This window comes from Sphingopyxis sp. Root154, assembly GCF_001427105.1.
Taxonomy (GTDB): domain Bacteria; phylum Pseudomonadota; class Alphaproteobacteria; order Sphingomonadales; family Sphingomonadaceae; genus Sphingopyxis.
In genome coordinates, this window is record NZ_LMGI01000002.1 from 1,226,753 (window position 1) to 1,244,914 (window position 18,162).

Here is an 18,162-nt window from a genome sequence, read left to right on the forward strand (position 1 = left end):
GATTCCCGCCATGAACAACAACCTGACCGCAACGCAGCCCCGCCTTGCCGCCAGGAAAGTTCATGCCCATGCCCGTCTCTCCATCCATTGCGATCTCCAATCTCAGCTGGTCCACGCCTGACGGCCGCGCCGTCCTTTCGGACCTCGACCTTAATTTCCAGCCCGAACGCGCCGGCATCGTCGGGCGCAACGGCGTCGGCAAATCGACGCTGCTGCGCCTGCTGACCGGCGAACTCATACCGACATCGGGCAGCATTGCGATCGACGGCAGCATCGCGATGCTCCACCAGACCGTACAGGTCGCGGCTCACGAAAGCATCGCCGATCTGTTCGGTGCGCGGGGCGCCCTCGCCCTGCTGCGCAAGGCCGAAGCGGGCGAGGCGAGCGTCGAGGAAATCGGCGACGCCGACTGGACGCTCGAGGCGCGGATCGATGAGGCGCTCGCGAGCGTCGGCCTGCCGCTTCCCGCCGACACCCCGCTCGTACAGCTGTCGGGGGGCCAGCGTACGCGCGCCGCGCTTGCTGGTGCGATGTTCGCTACGCCCGATTTCCTGCTCCTCGACGAGCCCACCAACAATCTCGACCGCGAGGGCCGCGAAGCCGTACGCGACCTGCTCGCCCGCTGGCGCGGCGGCGCGATCGTCGTCAGCCACGATCGCGAACTGCTCGAAGAAATGGACGCGATCGTTGAACTGACCAGCCTTCGAGGTGCGCGCTATGGCGGCGGCTGGAGCACCTATCGCGCGCGCAAGGCGATCGAGCAGGCGGCGGTCGAGGCCGAACTCGCGGGCGCCGAAAAGCGCGCCGACGCCGCGCAGCGGCAGGCGCAGGCGGCGACCGAAAAGCAGGACCGCCGCGACTCGCGCGGGCGGGCCAAGGCCGCGCGCGGCGACATGCCGAAAATCCTTATCGGCGGGCTCAAGCGCCGCGCCGAGGAAACCCGCGCGGCGGGAAGCCGCCTCACCGAGCGCCAGCGAGGCGAGGCCGAAGAGCAGCTGTCTGCCGCGCGCGCGAAGATCGAGATCGTCGACCCTCTATCGGTCGGCCTGCCTTCGACCGGTCTTCCCGCGTCGCGGACCGTGCTTGCTCTCGACCATGTCACGGCGGGCTATGCCGGGGACCGGCCGATTATCGAAAATCTGTCGCTCACCATCACCGGCCCCGAACGCGTTGTGATCGCCGGCCCCAATGGTTCGGGCAAGTCCACGCTCCTCGCGCTCGTCGCCGGTACGCTCGCGCCTTGGTCGGGCCAGGTGCGGTTGGGGGTTCCGTTCGCGCTCTTTGATCAGCGCGTCAGCGTGCTCGACCCCGCGCTGTCGATCGCCGGCAATTTTCTCGCGATCAATCCTGGAACGACGAACAACCAGTGCCGCGCCGCGCTCGCACGCTTTCGCTTCCGCGCCGACGCCGCCGACCGCATCGTCGGAACCTTGAGCGGCGGCCAGATGCTCCGCGCCGGGCTCGCCTGCGTCCTGGGCGCGCCGCAGCCGCCACAGCTCCTGATCCTCGACGAGCCCGGAAACCATCTCGACATCGAGTCGCTGACCGCCGTCGAAACCGGCCTCGCCGCCTATGACGGCGCGCTGCTCGTCGTCAGTCACGACACGGCGTTTCTGGACGCGATCGGGATCACGCGAACGGTCGAATTGGCCATATCCTGAGCGGTGAAGGCCGCGCGGCCGAAAACAGTGCCTATTTTGCCGGCGCACCATCTTTCGGCGCGCTCGCTAACCTTCTTTTAACCAGCCCGGCACCAACAACCGCATATGCCTATTTTCGGACATTTCCTGCCATCGGCGCCCGGCGCCGAAAAACGTTTCGACGCGCGCCGAAAACTCAGCCTTCTCGCCTCGGGCTTGCGGCACGACGGCACGGGCCTCGAAGTCCAGATCCACAATATCTCCGGAACGGGCCTGCTGCTCGAAAGCGATGTCAAACTGGCGACCGGCGACCGAATAGAAATCGAGCTGCCGCATGCCGGCGACATAACGGCAGTCGTCATCTGGGCAAGCGGACGTCTTTTCGGATGCCAGTTCGAAGGTCCGGTATCGCCGGCAACGCTGAGCGCCGTGGAACTCAAGAGCGCCATCGGCCCGGCGCCCGAACTGGCGGACGCCGCGGCCCCGGCGCCCGGCATCGACGAAGATCAGTCGGCACCGGTGATCGACGAAACGCCCGGGGAACCCGGGGAACCCGAAACGTTGCTGGATCTGATCGACCGCAGCCGCGAACAGATCGCGGTCGCCGCCGGCATCAGTGCCGACAGGGTCCGGATCATCGTCGAATTCTAGGCCGCCAGCACTCGCGCCATCAGCCTTTCTTCCTTCGCAATCCACGGCGCCATGCTCGGCCGCGACAGGATCGCTTCGCTCCACGCCGCGATCTTCGGATGCGTCGCCGGATCGATGCACGCGCCGCAATGACGCAAGTTCATCAGCGGCGACGCCACCGCGAGGTCGGCGAGCGTCAGCCGGTCACCGACGAGAAACCCGGACGCCGGGATCGCGCTCTCGAGGTAGGCGAGCAGCTTAGGCAATTCCTCACCCTCCGCCTGCGCCGCAGCGGCCAGGTCGCCTTCGCGCCCGAGGAATTTCGGCGCGACGATGCGGTTGAAGAACATCTTGCCGCTGCATGCGGCGAACACCGTATCGCCGAACTCCTCCCACCAGATCACCCGGCCGCGCTCCTGCGGATCGGTGGGGATCAATGCGGGTTCGGGATATTTCGCCTCGACATATTGGATGATCGCGCTCGAATCGGCGAGCAGGAAACCGTCGTCGTCCATCGCGGGCATCTTGCCGAGCGGAGACGCGGCGCGAAATCCCGGATCGGGGTCGCCGATCCCGACGCCCTTCAGTTCGAAATCAATCCCCTTTTCGCCAAGATATGCCAGCAATTTGCGCACGAACGGCGACACCACCGACCCGTAAATGATCATCCCGCTTCTCCCATCCTATACGCTGCATCATAGGCAACGGGTTTTTACTTGCAACTGGCCAGCGATATGGCCGAACCGGTATGAAATAAACTTGCTATCGGCCCTTTCGCGTGAAACATCTGGCCACGGAGGGGGGCGCTGCTGCGGCAGCCATCAGGCAGGACAGGATAAATGCGCCCTTCAACCTGGGCAGATCGGCTGCTTGCGCTGCTGGTCCGGTTCGTCGGGCTGGTCATTCTGCTCGCGACCATCGTCGCGGCCAGTGCCAGCTTTCTCTATAATCAGTCCGACGAAGCCGATCAGGCCGAACGCGTCGCGGCGCAGTTCAACATGCGGCTGCGCGACCATGTCGCGATCCTCGAAGGCGTGCGCGCGCTCTACCAGTCCGACGCCGCCGCAAGCGGCCCCGGCATCCGCGCCTATCTCGCCGCGCTCCAGCCGCAGGTTCACTCGCCCGGCATGGAGGGTATCGGTATCGCCGCCGCGATGCGCGCGGGCGAGCCCGCCGGAGTCGAAACGCGGCTCAATGAAAATTACGGGCGGGATATCAAGGTGTGGCCAGCGACCGACCAGCCGGTCGGCTTTGCCGTCGCGCTCGTCGAGCCCTATACCCCGCGCCGCCAGGTCGCGCTGGGCTACGACATGTACAGCGAGCCGGTGCGGCGTGCGGCAATGCGGCGCGCCTGGCAGACCGGCCGTCCCGCCGCGAGCGGCATCGTCCATCTCGCGCAGGAACGCGCGGCGAAGGTCAAGCAGCCCGGCTTCCTCATCTATCTGCCCGTCTACGCGCGCGGCGCGTCGGGCGAAGTTGCCGCAGGCACCATCGCGACCGCGCCGGGCATGCAGCCGGTCGAGGCGTTTATCTACGCCCCCTTCCGCATCAACGACATGATGAAAGCGGTGCTCGGACCGCAGCTGCGCCAGATCGACGGGCTCGAAATCCGCGCGGGGGCCGGTCCCTCGGCACCGGTCGTTTTCCGCCACGGCAAGATGGGTTGGGACGCCCAGGAACAGGTGCTGCGCATCGCCGACCGGCAATGGACGATGCGGATCTCCTACGGCCGCCTGCTCGAACGGCTCGGCCGCCCGCTCGGCATCTTCCTCTTTGGTCTCGCGCTTGCAGCGCTCGCGACCCAGCTCCACCGCGTGCAGCAACGCCGCGTCGGTGCCGCACAGGCGCTCGCCGACGAACAAGCGCGCCACGCCGAAGATCGCGAGCTGATGATCGGCGAAATGGCGCACCGGATGAAAAACGCCTTCGCCCGCATCGGCGCGCTCGCGCGCATCACGCTGCGCGAATCCACTAGCCTCGACGAGTTCGAGGCCAAGTTCGACGGTCGCATGCGCGCGCTCTCGGACGCCAAGCAGATGCTCGTCACCGGCGCGGTCGACAGCGTCGAACTGGGGCGGATCGTCCACCGCGAGCTTGAGCTCGCCGGTCGCTCACCCGAACAGCTCGCCGCGATCACCGGCCCCGAAGTCCGCCTCGACGACGAAGGCGCACAGGCGCTGTCGCTCGCGGTCCACGAATTCGTTACCAACAGCATCAAATATGGCGCGCTGGCGGGCAAGGGTAACCTTGCGGTCAGCTGGCACCGTGACGGGGGCGGCATCCAGCTCGACTGGGTCGAAAGCAACCTTCCCGAAACCCCGGACATCGACTGCGAAAGCTTCGGCACCCAGTTCATCCGCACCCTGATCGAACGCCAGCTCAAGGGCAGCTGGCAGCGCACGGCGGTTGACAACCGCCTCGCCATCGTCATTCGCTGGCCGGACAATGGCATCCCCGACTGACGAGCGCTGGCATATCTGGATCGACCGCGGCGGCACCTTCACCGATGTCGTCGCGCGAAGCCCGGCCGGCGCCGTCGTCACCACCAAATATCTTTCCGAAGACCCTGCGCGCCCCGGCGACGCCGCGGTGGGTGCGATCCGTGACCTGACGGGCGCGGGCGCCGGCGCGCTCCCGCCGCTCGCGGTCCGCATGGGAAGCACGGTCGCGACCAACGCGCTCCTCGAACGCAAGGGCGAACCAACCTTGCTCGCGATCACCCGGGGCTTCGGCGACGCGCTGACGATCGGCTATCAGGACCGCCCCGAGCTTTTCGCGCGGCGGCTCGACCGCATCCCTCCGCCCCATGCCGCGGTCGCCGAAATCATCGAACGCGTGGGTCCGGGCGGCGACATCCTGACCCCGCTCGACGAGGAGCAGGCCCGCACTGCGCTGCAAGACGCGCGCGAACGGGGCCTCACCAGCATCGCGATCGTGCTGATGCACGGTTATCGCTACCCCGCGCACGAAGCGCGCCTGGCCGCCATCGCGCGCGGAACGGGCTTCACCCAGATCTCGACGAGTCACGACGTCAGCGCGCTGATCAAGCTGATCGGCCGCGGCGACACGACGCTCGCCGACGCCTATCTCTCGCCCGTGCTCCACCATTATGTCCGGCAATTCGTCGCGCAGCTTGGAGAGGGCGTCGACCCGCAGTTCATGAAAAGCTCGGGCGGCCTCGCCTCGGCATCGGCCTTCCACGGCCGCGATGCGATCCTCTCCGGCCCCGCAGGCGGTATCGTCGGCATGGTCGGCAGCGCCGCACCGCTCGGCAAGCATCGGTTGATCGGCTTCGACATGGGCGGCACCTCCACCGACGTCAGCCATTATGCGGGGCGATTGGAGCGCGATAACGAGACGATCGTTGCGGGCACGCGCATCCGCGCCCCGATGCTGCGTATCCACACCGTGGCGGCTGGCGGCGGTTCGATCTGCCGCTGGGACGGCGCGCGCCTGCTCGTTGGCCCCGAAAGCGCCGGCGCCAACCCCGGCCCCGCCGCCTATGGCCGCGGCGGTCCGCTTACCGTCACCGACTGCAACGTCCTGCTCGGCAAGATCCAGCCCGATCATTTCCCCAAACTCTTCGGCCCCGACGGCGACCAGCCGCTCGACCGCGAGATTGTGACCCAGAAATTCGCCGCGTTGGCCGCCGAGGTCGGGAACATCACCCCCGAAGCCCTCGCCGAAGGCCTGCTCGCGATCGCGGTCCAGCAAATGGCGAACGCGATCAAGCGCATCACCATCGCGCGCGGCCACGACGTGACACAGGGCTATAGCCTCGTCGGTTTTGGCGGCGCCGCAGGGCAGCACGTCTGCCTCGTCGCCGACGCCCTCGGCGTTGACGAAATCCTGCTCCATCCGCTCGCGGGCGTGCTCTCGGCCTATGGCATGGGCCTCGCCCGCCCCTCGGCGATCCGCGAGCGGACGCTGGGCCTCAAGCTCGATACCGACTGCGCCGCGCCGCTCGCCGCCGCCGAAACCGCGATGTTGGATCAGGCCCGCGCAGACCTCGCAGAGGGCACCGCAACCACGCGCGAAACCTTGCTTTTCGTCCGCCTTGCCGACAGCGACAATGCGATCGAGCTCCCGTTCGCCGCGCCTGCCGAGGTTGCACAAGCCTTCGCTGCGGCCTTTCGCCAACGCTTCGGCTATGCCCCGCACGCCAACCTCGTCGTCGATCGCATCCGCGTCGAACTGACCGAGGCAGGCGACGCGCCTGCAGCCCTGCCACCGCCCATCGCGACGGCTGAAACCGCTCCCGAAATCGTCACCGCATGGCTCGCGGGCGCCGAGCATCGGGTCCCGCTTCACCAGCGCAGCACCCTTGCGCCCGGCCGTACCATCGCCGGCCCCGCGATCATCATCGACGCGCTTTCGACGACGGTGGTCGAACCGGGCTGGCGCGCCGAGGTCCAAAGCGAGGGCACATTGCTCCTCGCCCGCACGCGAGCAACCGGGACGCAAATCGTCGCGAGCGACGACCTGACCACCCCCGACCCGATCCGCCTCGAAATCTTCAACAGCCTGTTCATGGCAATCGCCGAGGAAATGGGCGGCGCGCTCCAGCACAGCGCCTCGTCGATTAACATCCGTGAGCGGCTCGATTTCTCCTGCGCGATCTTCGACTGCGAAGGCCGCCTCGTCGCCAACGCGCCGCATATGCCGGTACACCTCGGCTCGATGGGCGAAAGCGTGCGCACCATCCTGCGCCAACGCGGGTCCGATGCAAACGGAGAGTCCCGCGATGGCCGCGGCATCAGGCGCGGCGACGCCTATGCCCTCAACGCCCCCTATGACGGCGGCACGCACCTTCCCGACATCACCGTCATCATGCCGGTGTTTGTGGAGGGCAACGAACCAAGCTTCTTCGTCGCCGCGCGCGGCCACCACGCCGACCTCGGCGGCATCGCACCCGGCTCGATGCCGCCAGACAGCCGCAGCATCGAGGATGAAGGCATTCTCTTCGATAATATGCTGATCGTCGACGACGGCCATTTCCGCGACACCGCCGTCGCCGCGCACCTCGTCGACAGCGACTGGCCCGCGCGCAATCCCGCGCTCAACATCGCCGACCTCAAGGCCCAGGTCGCCGCCTGCCAGCGCGGCGCCAGCGCGCTCGCAGATCTCTGCGCCGCGCACGGCACCGCCATTGTCTCCGCCTATATGGCACACGGCCAGCGTCAGGCCGAAGCCGCCGTCCGCCAGCTTATCGCGCGCCTCGACGACGGCGCCTTTCGCTACGCGATGGACAATGGCGCCGAGGTCGCGGTCGCCGTCAAAGTCGACCGCGAAGCGCGCCACGTCACGATCGACTTCACCGGCTCGTCGGCGACGCTCCCCGACAATTTCAATGCGCCAGCCCCCGTTGTCCGCGCCGCAGTCCTCTATGTCCTGCGCACGATGCTCGACGATCCGATCCCGATGAACGAGGGCTGCCTCGCCCCCGTCACGCTGATCGTTCCCGACAATTCGATGCTGTCCCCGGCCTATCCCGCCGCGGTCGTCGCGGGCAATGTCGAGACGAGCCAGGTCATCACCGACGCGTTGTTCGCCGCCTTCGGCGCGATGGCGCCCGCGCAGGGCACGATGAACAATTTCACCTTCGGCAATGAAACACACCAATATTACGAGACGATCGCAGGCGGCTCCGGCGCGGGCCCCGGCTTCGACGGCACCAGCGTCATCCAGACACATATGACCAACAGCCGCATGACCGACCCCGAAGTGATGGAAACGCGCTTCCCTGTGATCGTCGAGGAATTTTCGATCCGCAAAGGCTCGGGCGGTGCGGGCCAATGGCACGGCGGCGACGGCGCCACCCGCCGCATCCGTTTCCGCGAGCCGATGGCGGCGAACATCCTCGCCAACCGCCGCCAGATCGCGCCCGCCGGCCTCGCGGGCGGTGCCGACGCCGCGCCGGGGCGCAACTGGGTCGAACGCGCCGACGGCAGGACCGAGATGCTGGCCGCGACGGGTAGCGCCGACCTCGCTGCCGGCGACGCCTTCGTGATCGAAACGCCCGGCGGCGGCGGCTACGGGAAATCAGGGGAGAGATAGTTTGGCGACAGTGCGGTCTACCCCACGCGGGGATGACGGGATGAAGGAACACCAATCATGCTCGTGCTGATCGGTATCCTGATCATTATCGCGGGCTTCCTGCTCCGCTTCAATCCGCTGCTCGTGATCATGGCCTCCGCGCTCGCGACCGGCCTCGCTGCGGGACTCGACATCGCCGCGATCGTCGCCGCCTTCGGCAAGGCGTTCAACGACACGCGCTATGTCTCGATCGTCTGGATCGTCCTCCCCGTCATCGGCCTGCTCGAAGCTTACGGGCTGCAACAACACGCCCGGACGCTGATCGGCCGGATGAAGGGTGCGACGCTCGGCCGCCTGCTCACCTCCTATCTGCTGCTCCGTCAGGCGATGGCCGCGGTCGGCCTCACCTCGGTCGCGGGGCACCCGCAGACCGTCCGCCCGCTCGTCGCGCCGATGGCCGAGGCGGCCGCCGAAGCGAAGAACGATGCGCTCACCGACGACCAGCGCGAGGAAGTGAAAGCCTTCTCCGCCGCCACCGACAATGTCGGCCTCTTTTTCGGCGAGGATATCTTTCTCGCGATCGGCTCGATCCTGCTGATGAAGGGCGTGCTCGAAGGCTATGGCTATGTCATCGAGCCGTTACACTTTTCGCTCTGGGCGATCCCGACCGCGATCGCCGCCTTCCTGATCCACGGCTTCCGCCTCCGCCGTCTCGAGCGGCGCATGGCGCAAAAGGATGTGGCGCAGGAGACGGGCGCATGATCACGCTCGGCTTCGTTTATGTGCTCGCAGGGCTGACCTTCGCGGCCTTCGCCCTTCTCGGGCTTCGGGACCGCAGCAATCCCAAACGCTTCGGCAATGCGGCCTTCTGGGGCCTGCTGTCGGTCTCGATGCTGGCGGGCGACCGGCTCGGCGATTTCGGCAACGGCCTGCTCGTTCTCGCGCTCGTCGCGATCGCTGGCACCGACCAGATCGGCCGTGCGCCCGGCGGCGACGTCCCCGCCGAAATTCAGGCCGAACGCGCCGCACGCCACGGCCCCTTCCTGCTCCTCGTCGCGCTCATCATCCCCGCGATCGCGCTCGCGGGCACCTTTCTCTTCAAATGGCTTCCCGGCCTCGCCGATCCGAAGCAGGCGACCCTCATCTCGCTCGCGCTCGGCGTGCTCATCGCGCTCGCGGTCGGCATGACGCGTCTCAAACCGCCGCCGCTGCTCCCGCTGCAACAAGGGCGCCGCCTGCTCGACGCGGTCGGCTGGGCCGCGATCCTTCCGCAGATGCTCGCCAGCCTCGGCGCGGTGTTCGCGTTGGCCGGCGTCGGCGAAGTTGTCGGCGACCTCATCGGCACGACAATCCCCGAAGGCAGCCTGTTCGGCGCGACGCTCGCCTTCGGGCTCGGCATGGCGCTCTTCACGATGGTGATGGGCAATGCGTTCGCGGCTTTCCCCGTGATGCTCGCAGCGGTCGGCATGCCGCTACTCATTAAGCAATATGGCGGCGATCCCGCGGTCGTCGCGGCGATCGGCATGCTCGCGGGTTTCTGCGGTACGCTGATGACCCCGATGGCGGCGAACTTCAACCTGGTCCCGGCCGCCTTGCTCGAACTCAGAAATCCCTATGGCGTGATCAAGGCGCAGGTCGGCACCGCGCTACCCCTTCTCGCGGTGAACATCGTCTTCATCTGGCTTTTCGCTTTCTAGGCATCCCATGAACCTCAACCCAGAACACGCCACCCGCTTCGCCACCGCGACCCTGTCGCACCTCGGCCGCGAATATCCGTACAAGATGGATCTCGTCCTCAACGGCCCCGAAGATGCCAAACCTCCGCGCGAGCATCATCCGATTTTCCACGGCAGTTTCGACTGGCACAGCTGCGTCCACGGCTGGTGGCAGATCCTCCGCCTCGCGCGCCGCTTCCCCGACCTGCCCGTCGCCGCCGATATCCGCGCGCGCGCCGACGAAATGCTCGTCCCCGAAAAGGTCGCGGGCGAACGCGCATTCCTTGACCGGCCATACGCGGCGGGCTTCGAGCGCCCCTATGGCTGGGCGTGGCTCCTCGCGCTCCACGCCGAGGCCGAGCGGCATGACGCACCTTGGGCCGCCGCGCTCGAACCGCTCGCCGCCGCCTTCGCCGCGCGCTTCCACGCCTTCCTGCCCAAGCTCACCTATCCGCTGCGCGTCGGCACCCATTTCAACATCGGCTTCGCGCTCCTCCTCGCACGCCACTGGGCCGAAACCCGCGACCCGGCGCTTGTCACGTTGATCGACACCCGCGCGCGCGATTGGTTCGAACAGGACCGCGACTGCCAGGCATGGGAGCCCGGCGGCGACGAATTTCTCTCCTCGGCGCTCACCGAGGCGCATCTGATGGCCATCGTCCTTGATGACGATTTTCCCGGCTGGTTCGACGCCTTCCTCCCCCCCGCGCTATACGACCAGCCCGCAACGCTCTTCACCCCCGCCACCGTCTCCGACCGCAGCGACGGCAAGATCGCGCACCTCGACGGGCTCAATCTCAGCCGCGCGTGGAGCTGGCGCGCGATCGCCGCCGCACTCGGCCCGCCTCACCCCGTCGCGCCCGTCGCCGAAGCCGCCGCGCAGCGCCACCTCGCCGCCGCGCTGCCGCACGTCACCGGCGACTATATGGGCGAACATTGGCTCGCGACCTTCGCGCTCCTCGCATTGGACGGTCTCGCCGATTGACAAGCCACCCCCTCGCGGCGAGAGACGGCGCAAGGGGGAGAAGCCTGAGGTGAACGGAAAGATGCTGCGTCCCACATCGTTCGACGTTGCCGAGCGCGCCGGCGTGTCGCAATCGACCGTTTCGCGTGCGCTGCGCAACAGCCCCGGCGTCAACGCCGAAACGCGCGCGCGCGTGTCCGCCGCCGCGCGCGAACTCGGCTATGTCGTCGACCGCCATGCCTCGTCGCTGCGCCTCAAGAGCAGCGAGACGATCGCGCTCGTCACCATCTGCCGCCCCGGCGAGGATCGCAGCGCGATCAACCCCTTCTATTTCGCCCTGCTCGGCAGCATCGCCGCCGCGACCTCGGCGCGCGGCTTCAACCTGCTCGTCTCGTTCCAGGAGAACCCCGACAATTTCCGCGCCGACTTCGTCGCCTCGGGGCTCGCCGACGCGATGATCGTCATCGGCACGACCAGCAACCGTCCGGCGTGGGACTATTTCGCGCAGGCGCAGGCGTCGGGGCTCGACTTCGTCTGCTGGGGCAGCCCCGGCAGCCCCTTCCACTGGATGCGCAGCGAGAATGACCTCGGCGGCCAGCTCGCGGCCGAACATTTCATCAAGACCGGCCGCCGCCACATCGCCTTCGTCGGGCCGCAGCAATCGCCGCAGCGCCAGTTCGACGAACGCCGCGACGGCTTTTCGGCTGCGCTGGCCGCGCACGGCCTGACCGCGATCGTCGCCGAGCCGCCCGCCGCCGCCGACCGCCACGCGCAGGGCGTCGCCGCGGTGCAGGCGCTGCTCGAGGCACACCCCGACACCGACGCGATCTTCGCCGCCAGCGACATGCTCGCGCTCGGCGTGCTGCAGGGGCTCAAGGACGCCGGACGCCGCGTTCCCGAGGATGTCGCGCTGATCGGCTTCGACGGTATCCGCGCCGGCACCCTCGCCGACCCCGCGCTCACAACGCTCGAGCCCGACCTCGATGCCGCGGGCGAAGCGCTCGTCGCGATGGCGCTCGAGGATGACGAACGCACGCGCAGCGGCACCCGTATTCCCGTCCATCTCGTGGTGCGCGGAACCGCCTGAAGCGGCGTTACCGTGACTTAACTCCCCGAAAAGTAACAACTCGTTATCTATCGACTGCTACCCAAGGGGGCGGGGGCAGAAAGCGGTAGTGTGAACGGACAATTTTTCATCTCGCTGCTCAATCCGGGCATCGGCCTCCTGTTCGCCACTGCCTTTTTCCTGCTCTGGCTGAACCGCCGCGAACGCTATGTCGCCTATGCGGCGGGCGCCTATACCGCCTCCGCCATCGCCTTCCTGATCCAGGACGTCGGCCCGGTGCTGCCAATGGAATTGCAGCGCCTGCCCGCCAATCTCGGTTTCCTCGCCACCGGCGTGCTGTTCGCCGCGGCGATCATCAAGCGGTACGACCTGCCGATCCCCTGGCGCGCGATGGCAGTGACGACTGCGCTCTCGATTACCGTCTTCATCTGGTTCCTGCTCGTCCAGCCGAACATCGCCGCGCGCATCCTGTCGATCAGCATCGGCGCGGGCCTCATCGCCGCGATGGTCGTCAAGTCGCTCTGGCCGATCGAAAAGCCTTATCTCATCGACCGCGTATTGTTCTGGGTCGCCGCGATCTCGGCGCTCAACCTCATCATCCGCCCGATCGTGCTGCTCTCGCTCGTCGGCGGCTTCGACAATTATATCGGGTTTCAGCAGTCGGTATACTGGACCACCGTCCAGTTCAGTCAGGCGATGGTGTCGATCATCGCGGCGATCAGCCTAATGGTCGCGGTCGCGATCGACCAGATCGCCGAACTGCGCCTCCAAGTTGGCAACGACGACCTCTCGGGACTGCTCAACCGCCGCGGGTTCGAGGCCAAGGCGGGCGCCGCGCTGCGCCGCTGCGTCGACGAGCACACCCCCGTCGCGCTGATGATCGCCGACCTCGACCATTTCAAACGGGTCAATGACAATCACGGCCACGCGGTCGGCGATGCGATCATCGCCGCGTTCGGCGCGCATGTCCGCCGCATCGGCCCCGCCGAGATGGTCGCGGGGCGCATCGGCGGCGAGGAGTTCGCGCTGCTCGTCCGCGGCGCGAGCATCGAGGCGGCGCGCCAGCTCGCCGAGGCGGTCCGCACCGGGCTGCAGGCCGCTTGCGCCGACCGCATCCCGGCCAAACTCTGCCCGACGACCAGCATTGGCGTCGCGATCGGCGCCCCCGGCACGACGCTCTCGGCGCTGATGCAGGAGGCCGACCAGGCGCTCTACGAAGCGAAGCGCACGGGCCGCAACCGCGTCCGTACCTTCACCCCCAAGCCGGTGCGTCTCGCCGCGGGCGGCAGCTGAGCCGCCGCGCTATTTCCGGGGCCTCGTCGCCACCACCTTGATCTCGACCACCGCGCTCGGCTCGTACAGCCGCGACACGCCGATTGCGGTCCATGCCGGAAAGGGTGCCTTTACATAGCGGTTTTTCACCGCCGCAAAGCCGTCGATATGCGCGGCGAGGTCGGTGTGAAAGGTCGTGATATCGACGACATCGTCCCAGCTCGCCCCCGCGCGCGCCAGCGTCGCGGCGATCGCCTTGAACGCGCGATCATATCCGGGGGCGAGGTCGCTCTCGCCCTTTGCCATTCCCGCAACCACGCCCGACAGGTAAATGGTGTCGCCCGCGATCACCGCATTGGCATAACCCACCGCCTCCTGAAACGCGCGTCCCTGGGGGTGCTCGGACATCAACACCTTATCCGCCTCGCGCGCCGCCGCGGGCGCGGCGACCAGTCCCGCCGCCATTGCCGTTATCATCGTCCTTCGCATGATCCGCATCCCCCATTTCCAGCCCGTGACACCGCGAGCCTGACATCGGGCCGGCGTGATGGCTAGCCCCTCAACGCCCGTCACGGGTCGAACCCCGCCGGACCGACATAATTTATCTTAGCTTATCAGCATATTAATTCTCTTCTGCAGGAAAAGCCCAGCCCCCGCCGCGCTGATCGCGCTCGCGTGCATCATCGCATTCCAGACGCTCGGGCTAAATCTCGAGACGATCTTCAACACGATTAACAACGCGCTCAATTGATCCGGCGCGGGCGGGGGAACCCTCGCCTCGGTAAAACGTAGGTCCCGTATCCAGATAGGGACGGAGGTTTATCGGTGAATATTCGGCATGTTACTTTCCTCGCGGTGACCGGAATCGCGCTCGCGGGCTGCGACGTCAGCGAAACGCCGTCGACCCCGGACACGGCGACCGCGCCGGAATCGGGCGTCACACGTGAAACAGTGACTGCACCGCAGGACGAAGCCCCCGTCGCGCGCATGCCCGCGCAGGTCGCGATTCAGAGCCAGCCGGGGCCCGACGGATCGCAGGTCGACCTGATGAAAGTTGCGGTCACCGGCGACATATTGACCGTAACGCTGCGCTGCTCAAGCGACGAGAAGATCAACAGCGAATCGTTCGATGTGCAAAAGATCAGCGTGATCGACGATGCCACGTCGCAGCGACTGGGGGTGCTCAAGGACAATGCCGGCGAGTGGATGGCGTCGAACGTCGGCGGAACCCGCCTGAACACGTCCTGCGAAATCAAGCCCGGCGTGATCTGGGCCAAATTCCCCGCGCCGCCCGCGACCAGCAAGACCGTGTCGATCAACCTGCCCGAAGTCGGCCCGTTCGACGGGATACCGGTCACGCGATGATGCGGCTTGCATCGCTGTCGATCGGTGCCGCGCTACTCGCCGCCTGTTCACCGGGCGGGCGCGACGATGCTCCTGCCGGCGACGCGGCCACGGATGCGACCACGGGCGCCGGGGCGGCCTCCGACTCCGGCGCAGCCGCCACCGACGCGCCGCCAGCCACCGGAAGGGGGCCGGGAAGCGCGATGACGGGAACGGTCAGCGACCTGAAGGGCGACGTCAGCGGGCTCAACATTCGCGTCACCGACACCGCGACGATCGTCGACCTGCCCGCGGATGCGCTGTTCGAATTCGACAAGGCCGATCTGACGCCCGGTGCGGAGACCGAGTTGCGCAAGGCGGCCGAACTGATCCGCAAGGCGCCGCCGGGCGCTATCGAAGTGATCGGCCATAGCGATGCCAGGGGCGACGACGCCTATAACCTGCGCCTGTCCGAAAAGCGGGCGCGGATCGTTGCCGACTGGTTCGCGGGCCAGGTCGGGGTGCGCCAGCGTGCGTTCCGCGTGTCGGGCAAGGGCGAAGCCGACCCGATCGCGCCAAATCAAACCGCCGACGGGAAGGATGACGCCGCGGGACGCGCCCGAAATCGCCGCGTCGAGGTCGTCCTGCCGCGATAGCCGTCCCTCCGCCCCCTTGCATTTCCCGGCCCCCGGCGTAAGGCGGCGCCAACATAAACCCGCGCGTGCGACTCCCGTTGGCCCCGCTCTCCCGCTTTGCCATCGGACAGTCATTCCCCGCCGCGCCAACATGGGGACTGCAATCCTATGACGACCACGGGCAACGACACGCTTGGAACCCGCTCGACGCTGAGCGTCGGCGGCAAGAATTACGCCTATTATTCGCTCGACAAGGCCGCGGCCAAGCTGGGCGACGTCTCGCGCCTGCCGTTCAGCATGAAGGTGCTGCTCGAAAACCTGCTGCGTTTCGAAGATGGCGGCTTCACCGTGTCGACCGATGACGTGAAGGCGATCGTCGACTGGCAGAAGGACCCGCATTCGAACCAGGAAATCCAGTATCGCCCGGCGCGCGTGCTGCTCCAGGATTTCACCGGCGTGCCGTGCGTCGTCGACCTCGCCGCGATGCGCGATGCGATCGCGAAGCTCGGCGGCGACACGACCAAGATCAACCCGCTCGTCCCCGTCCATCTCGTCATCGACCACAGTGTCATGGTCGACGAATTCGGCCACCCCAAGGCGTTCGAGCAGAATGTCGAAATCGAATATTATCGCAACGGCGAACGCTACGACTTCCTGAAATGGGGGTCGAAGAGCTTGTCGAACTTCAAGGCGGTGCCCCCGGGCACCGGCATCTGCCACCAGGTCAATCTCGAGCATATCGCGCAGGCGGTGTGGTCGAGCGACGACGCGTCGGGTGAAACCGTCGCCTATCCCGACACCTGCGTCGGCACCGACAGCCACACGACGATGATCAACGGGCTCGGCGTGCTCGGCTGGGGCGTCGGCGGGATCGAGGCCGAGGCCGCGATGCTCGGCCAGCCCGTGTCGATGCTGATCCCCGAAGTCGTCGGGTTCAAATTCACCGGCAAGCTGAAGGAAGGCGTCACCGCGACCGACCTCGTGCTCACCGCGACGCAGATGCTGCGCGCCAAGGGCGTCGTCGGCCGCTTCGTCGAATATTTCGGCCCCGGCCTCGCCTCGCTGTCGCTCGCGGATCGTGCGACGCTCGCGAATATGGCGCCCGAATATGGCGCGACCTGCGGCTTCTTCGGCGTCGACGACAAGACGCTCGATTATATGCGCCTGACCGGGCGCAGCGACGAGAATATCGCGCTGGTCGAAGCCTATGCCAAGGCGCAGGGGCTGTGGATCGTCGAGGGTGCCGCGGACCCGATCTTCACCGACACGCTCGAACTCGACCTCGGCACCGTCGTGCCGTCGCTCGCGGGGCCGAAGCGTCCGCAGGACCGCGTCTCGCTCCCCGACGTCGACGATGTGTTCAACGCCGACATGGTCAACACCTATAAGAAGGCGCAGACGCGCGTTCCGGTCGAGGGCGAGGATTTCGACATCGGCGACGGCGATGTCACCATCGCCGCGATCACCAGCTGCACCAACACCTCGAACCCCGGGGTGCTCGTCGCCGCAGGCCTCGTCGCGAAGAAGGCCGACGCGTTCGGGCTGAAGCCCAAGCCGTGGGTCAAGACCTCGCTCGCACCGGGGTCGCAGGTCGTGACCGACTATCTGGTCAAGGCGGGCTTGCAGAAGCATCTCGACAATATCGGCTTCAACCTCGTCGGCTATGGCTGCACGACGTGCATCGGCAACTCGGGCCCGCTCGCCGAGCCGATTTCGAAGGCGATCAACGAAAATGGCCTCGTCGCCGCGGCGGTGATCTCGGGCAACCGCAACTTCGAAGGCCGCGTATCGCCCGACGTGCGCGCGAACTTCTTGGCTTCCCCGCCGCTCGTCGTCGCTTATGCGCTGAAGGGCACGGTGATCGAGGATTTCACCACCACCCCGATCGGGCAGGACCAGCAGGGTAACGACGTCTTCCTCGCCGACATCTGGCCGACCAATCTCGAAGTTGCCGATGCGGTGGCGGGCGCGGTCGACCGCGACATGTTCGTCGCGCGCTACGCGCATGTCTACAAGGGCGACGAGCATTGGCAGAAGATCGAGGTCGAAGGTTCGGATACGTACCAGTGGCGCGCCGGCTCGACCTATGTCGCCAACCCTCCCTACTTCGAGGGCATGACGATGACCCCGGCGCCGGTGAAGGACATCATCGACGCGAAGCCGCTCGCGATCCTCGGCGACAGCATCACGACCGACCACATCAGCCCCGCGGGTTCGATCAAGGCGGACTCGCCGGCCGGAAAATGGCTGATGGAACATCAGGTTAGCAAGGCCGACTTCAACAGCTACGGCGCCCGCCGCGGCCACCACGACGTCATGATGCGCGGTACTTTCGCCAACATCCGCATCAAGAACGAAATGGTCCCCGGCATCGAAGGCGGCATGTCGCGCTACGGCGCCGAAGTCATGCCGATCTACGACGCCGCGATGCGCCACAAGGCCGACGGCACACCGCTGGTCGTGATCGCGGGCAAGGAATATGGCACCGGCTCGTCGCGCGACTGGGCGGCGAAGGGCACCAATCTGCTCGGCGTCCGCGCCGTGATCGTCGAAAGCTTCGAGCGCATCCACCGTTCGAACCTTGTCGGCATGGGCGTACTGCCGCTGCAGTTCCAGGACGGCGACACGCGCGAGACGCTCGGCCTGACCGGCGACGACCAGTTCACGATCACCGGCGTCGCGGATCTGAAACCGCGCCAGACGGTCACCGTGAACGTCACGCGCTCCGACGGTTCGACCTTCAGCTTCGACACGCTCTGCCGCATCGATACGGCGAACGAGGTCGAATATTATATGAACGGCGGCATCCTGCACTATGTGCTGCGCAAGCTTGCTGCCTGACGCGGCAGCCAGCTGATGCTATGAGCGCCCGCCCCCTGAC

Annotated in this window: 14 protein-coding genes; 12 read left to right on the forward strand and 2 right to left on the reverse strand. The window is 66.9% G+C overall.

Annotation, left to right across the window (positions count from 1 at the left end):
• The first annotated feature begins 62 nt into the window (after window positions 1–62).
• The gene (locus ASD73_RS11590) at window positions 63–1,661 is read left to right on the forward strand and encodes an ABC-F family ATP-binding cassette domain-containing protein (protein ID WP_443027961.1); all 1,599 of its coding nucleotides are present in this window, start codon (window positions 63–65) and stop codon (window positions 1,659–1,661) included.
• Window positions 1,662–1,766: 105 nt separating this feature from the next.
• Window positions 1,767–2,291, forward strand: coding sequence for a PilZ domain-containing protein (locus ASD73_RS11595; protein ID WP_056372467.1), 525 nt, complete (start codon window positions 1,767–1,769; stop codon window positions 2,289–2,291).
• Here the strand turns inward: ASD73_RS11595 and ASD73_RS11600 are convergent.
• On the reverse strand, window positions 2,288–2,938 hold the full coding sequence (locus ASD73_RS11600) for a glutathione S-transferase family protein (RefSeq protein WP_056372469.1): 651 nt from the start codon (window positions 2,936–2,938) through the stop codon (window positions 2,288–2,290). The two genes, ASD73_RS11595 and ASD73_RS11600, sit on opposite strands and share 4 nt — an antisense overlap.
• Window positions 2,939–3,109: 171 nt before the next feature.
• On the opposite strand from ASD73_RS11600, the gene ASD73_RS11605 reads away from it, so the two are divergent.
• From ASD73_RS11605 to ASD73_RS11635, 7 genes are all read left to right on the forward strand, one after another.
• Window positions 3,110–4,732 carry a CHASE domain-containing protein gene (locus ASD73_RS11605; protein WP_056372471.1) on the forward strand — a complete coding sequence of 541 codons (1,623 nt, stop codon included), beginning with the start codon at window positions 3,110–3,112 and terminating at the stop codon, window positions 4,730–4,732.
• Window positions 4,716–8,327, forward strand: coding sequence for a hydantoinase B/oxoprolinase family protein (locus tag ASD73_RS11610; protein ID WP_056372473.1), 3,612 nt, complete (start codon window positions 4,716–4,718; stop codon window positions 8,325–8,327). Before ASD73_RS11605 ends, ASD73_RS11610 begins: the two co-directional genes overlap by 17 nt.
• Window positions 8,328–8,384: 57 nt before the next feature.
• Window positions 8,385–9,068, forward strand: a complete 684-nt coding sequence (locus tag ASD73_RS11615; RefSeq protein WP_056372476.1) for a DUF969 domain-containing protein — start codon at window positions 8,385–8,387, stop codon at window positions 9,066–9,068.
• On the forward strand, window positions 9,065–10,003 hold the full coding sequence (locus ASD73_RS11620; RefSeq protein ID WP_056372477.1) for a DUF979 domain-containing protein: 939 nt from the start codon (window positions 9,065–9,067) through the stop codon (window positions 10,001–10,003). Before ASD73_RS11615 ends, ASD73_RS11620 begins: the two co-directional genes overlap by 4 nt.
• A 7-nt stretch (window positions 10,004–10,010) precedes the next feature.
• A complete protein-coding gene (locus tag ASD73_RS11625) occupies window positions 10,011–11,006 on the forward strand; it encodes a DUF2891 domain-containing protein (RefSeq protein WP_056372480.1) in 996 nt (331 codons plus the stop codon).
• A gap of 61 nt (window positions 11,007–11,067) precedes the next feature.
• On the forward strand, window positions 11,068–12,072 hold the full coding sequence (locus ASD73_RS11630; RefSeq protein ID WP_056373554.1) for a LacI family DNA-binding transcriptional regulator: 1,005 nt from the start codon (window positions 11,068–11,070) through the stop codon (window positions 12,070–12,072).
• Between the two features lie 90 nt (window positions 12,073–12,162).
• Window positions 12,163–13,344 carry a GGDEF domain-containing protein gene (locus tag ASD73_RS11635; RefSeq protein ID WP_056372482.1) on the forward strand — a complete coding sequence of 394 codons (1,182 nt, stop codon included), beginning with the start codon at window positions 12,163–12,165 and terminating at the stop codon, window positions 13,342–13,344.
• A 9-nt stretch (window positions 13,345–13,353) separates the two neighbouring features.
• On the opposite strand, the gene ASD73_RS11640 is transcribed toward ASD73_RS11635, so the two are convergent.
• Window positions 13,354–13,812: a RidA family protein gene (locus ASD73_RS11640; RefSeq protein ID WP_200934935.1), complete on the reverse strand. Its 459-nt coding sequence runs from the start codon at window positions 13,810–13,812 to the stop codon at window positions 13,354–13,356.
• 336 nt (window positions 13,813–14,148) lie between these two features.
• Here ASD73_RS11640 and ASD73_RS11645 point away from each other — a divergent pair, with 336 nt between their 5' ends.
• The 3 genes from ASD73_RS11645 (at window position 14,149) to acnA (ending at window position 18,122) form a co-directional block, all read left to right on the forward strand.
• Window positions 14,149–14,688, forward strand: coding sequence for a hypothetical protein (locus ASD73_RS11645; protein ID WP_156377364.1), 540 nt, complete (start codon window positions 14,149–14,151; stop codon window positions 14,686–14,688).
• Window positions 14,685–15,302 (forward strand): OmpA family protein, encoded by a 618-nt coding sequence (locus ASD73_RS11650; RefSeq protein WP_082521498.1) that lies wholly within the window; start codon window positions 14,685–14,687, stop codon window positions 15,300–15,302. Before ASD73_RS11645 ends, ASD73_RS11650 begins: the two co-directional genes overlap by 4 nt.
• 147 nt (window positions 15,303–15,449) lie before the next feature.
• Entirely contained in the window at window positions 15,450–18,122 is a 2,673-nt protein-coding gene (gene acnA / locus ASD73_RS11655) for an aconitate hydratase AcnA (RefSeq protein ID WP_056372490.1), read from the forward strand.
• The last annotated feature ends 40 nt before the right edge of the window (window positions 18,123–18,162 follow it).

What these genes read in the sequence shown, in the direction of transcription:
- ASD73_RS11640 (WP_200934935.1), bottom strand. Translation starts at nt 13,812, where the DNA reads ATGCGAAGGACGATGATAACGGCAATGGCGGCGGGACTGGTCGCCGCG.
- ASD73_RS11610 (WP_056372473.1), top strand. Translation starts at nt 4,716, where the DNA reads ATGGCATCCCCGACTGACGAGCGCTGGCATATCTGGATCGACCGCGGC.
- ASD73_RS11625 (WP_056372480.1), top strand. Translation starts at nt 10,011, where the DNA reads ATGAACCTCAACCCAGAACACGCCACCCGCTTCGCCACCGCGACCCTG.
- ASD73_RS11630 (WP_056373554.1), top strand. Translation starts at nt 11,068, where the DNA reads ATGCTGCGTCCCACATCGTTCGACGTTGCCGAGCGCGCCGGCGTGTCG.
- ASD73_RS11590 (WP_443027961.1), top strand. Translation starts at nt 63, where the DNA reads ATGCCCATGCCCGTCTCTCCATCCATTGCGATCTCCAATCTCAGCTGG.
- ASD73_RS11605 (WP_056372471.1), top strand. Translation starts at nt 3,110, where the DNA reads ATGCGCCCTTCAACCTGGGCAGATCGGCTGCTTGCGCTGCTGGTCCGG.
- ASD73_RS11595 (WP_056372467.1), top strand. Translation starts at nt 1,767, where the DNA reads ATGCCTATTTTCGGACATTTCCTGCCATCGGCGCCCGGCGCCGAAAAA.
- ASD73_RS11650 (WP_082521498.1), top strand. Translation starts at nt 14,685, where the DNA reads ATGATGCGGCTTGCATCGCTGTCGATCGGTGCCGCGCTACTCGCCGCC.
- acnA (WP_056372490.1), top strand. Translation starts at nt 15,450, where the DNA reads ATGACGACCACGGGCAACGACACGCTTGGAACCCGCTCGACGCTGAGC.
- ASD73_RS11615 (WP_056372476.1), top strand. Translation starts at nt 8,385, where the DNA reads ATGCTCGTGCTGATCGGTATCCTGATCATTATCGCGGGCTTCCTGCTC.
- ASD73_RS11620 (WP_056372477.1), top strand. Translation starts at nt 9,065, where the DNA reads ATGATCACGCTCGGCTTCGTTTATGTGCTCGCAGGGCTGACCTTCGCG.
- ASD73_RS11600 (WP_056372469.1), bottom strand. Translation starts at nt 2,938, where the DNA reads ATGATCATTTACGGGTCGGTGGTGTCGCCGTTCGTGCGCAAATTGCTG.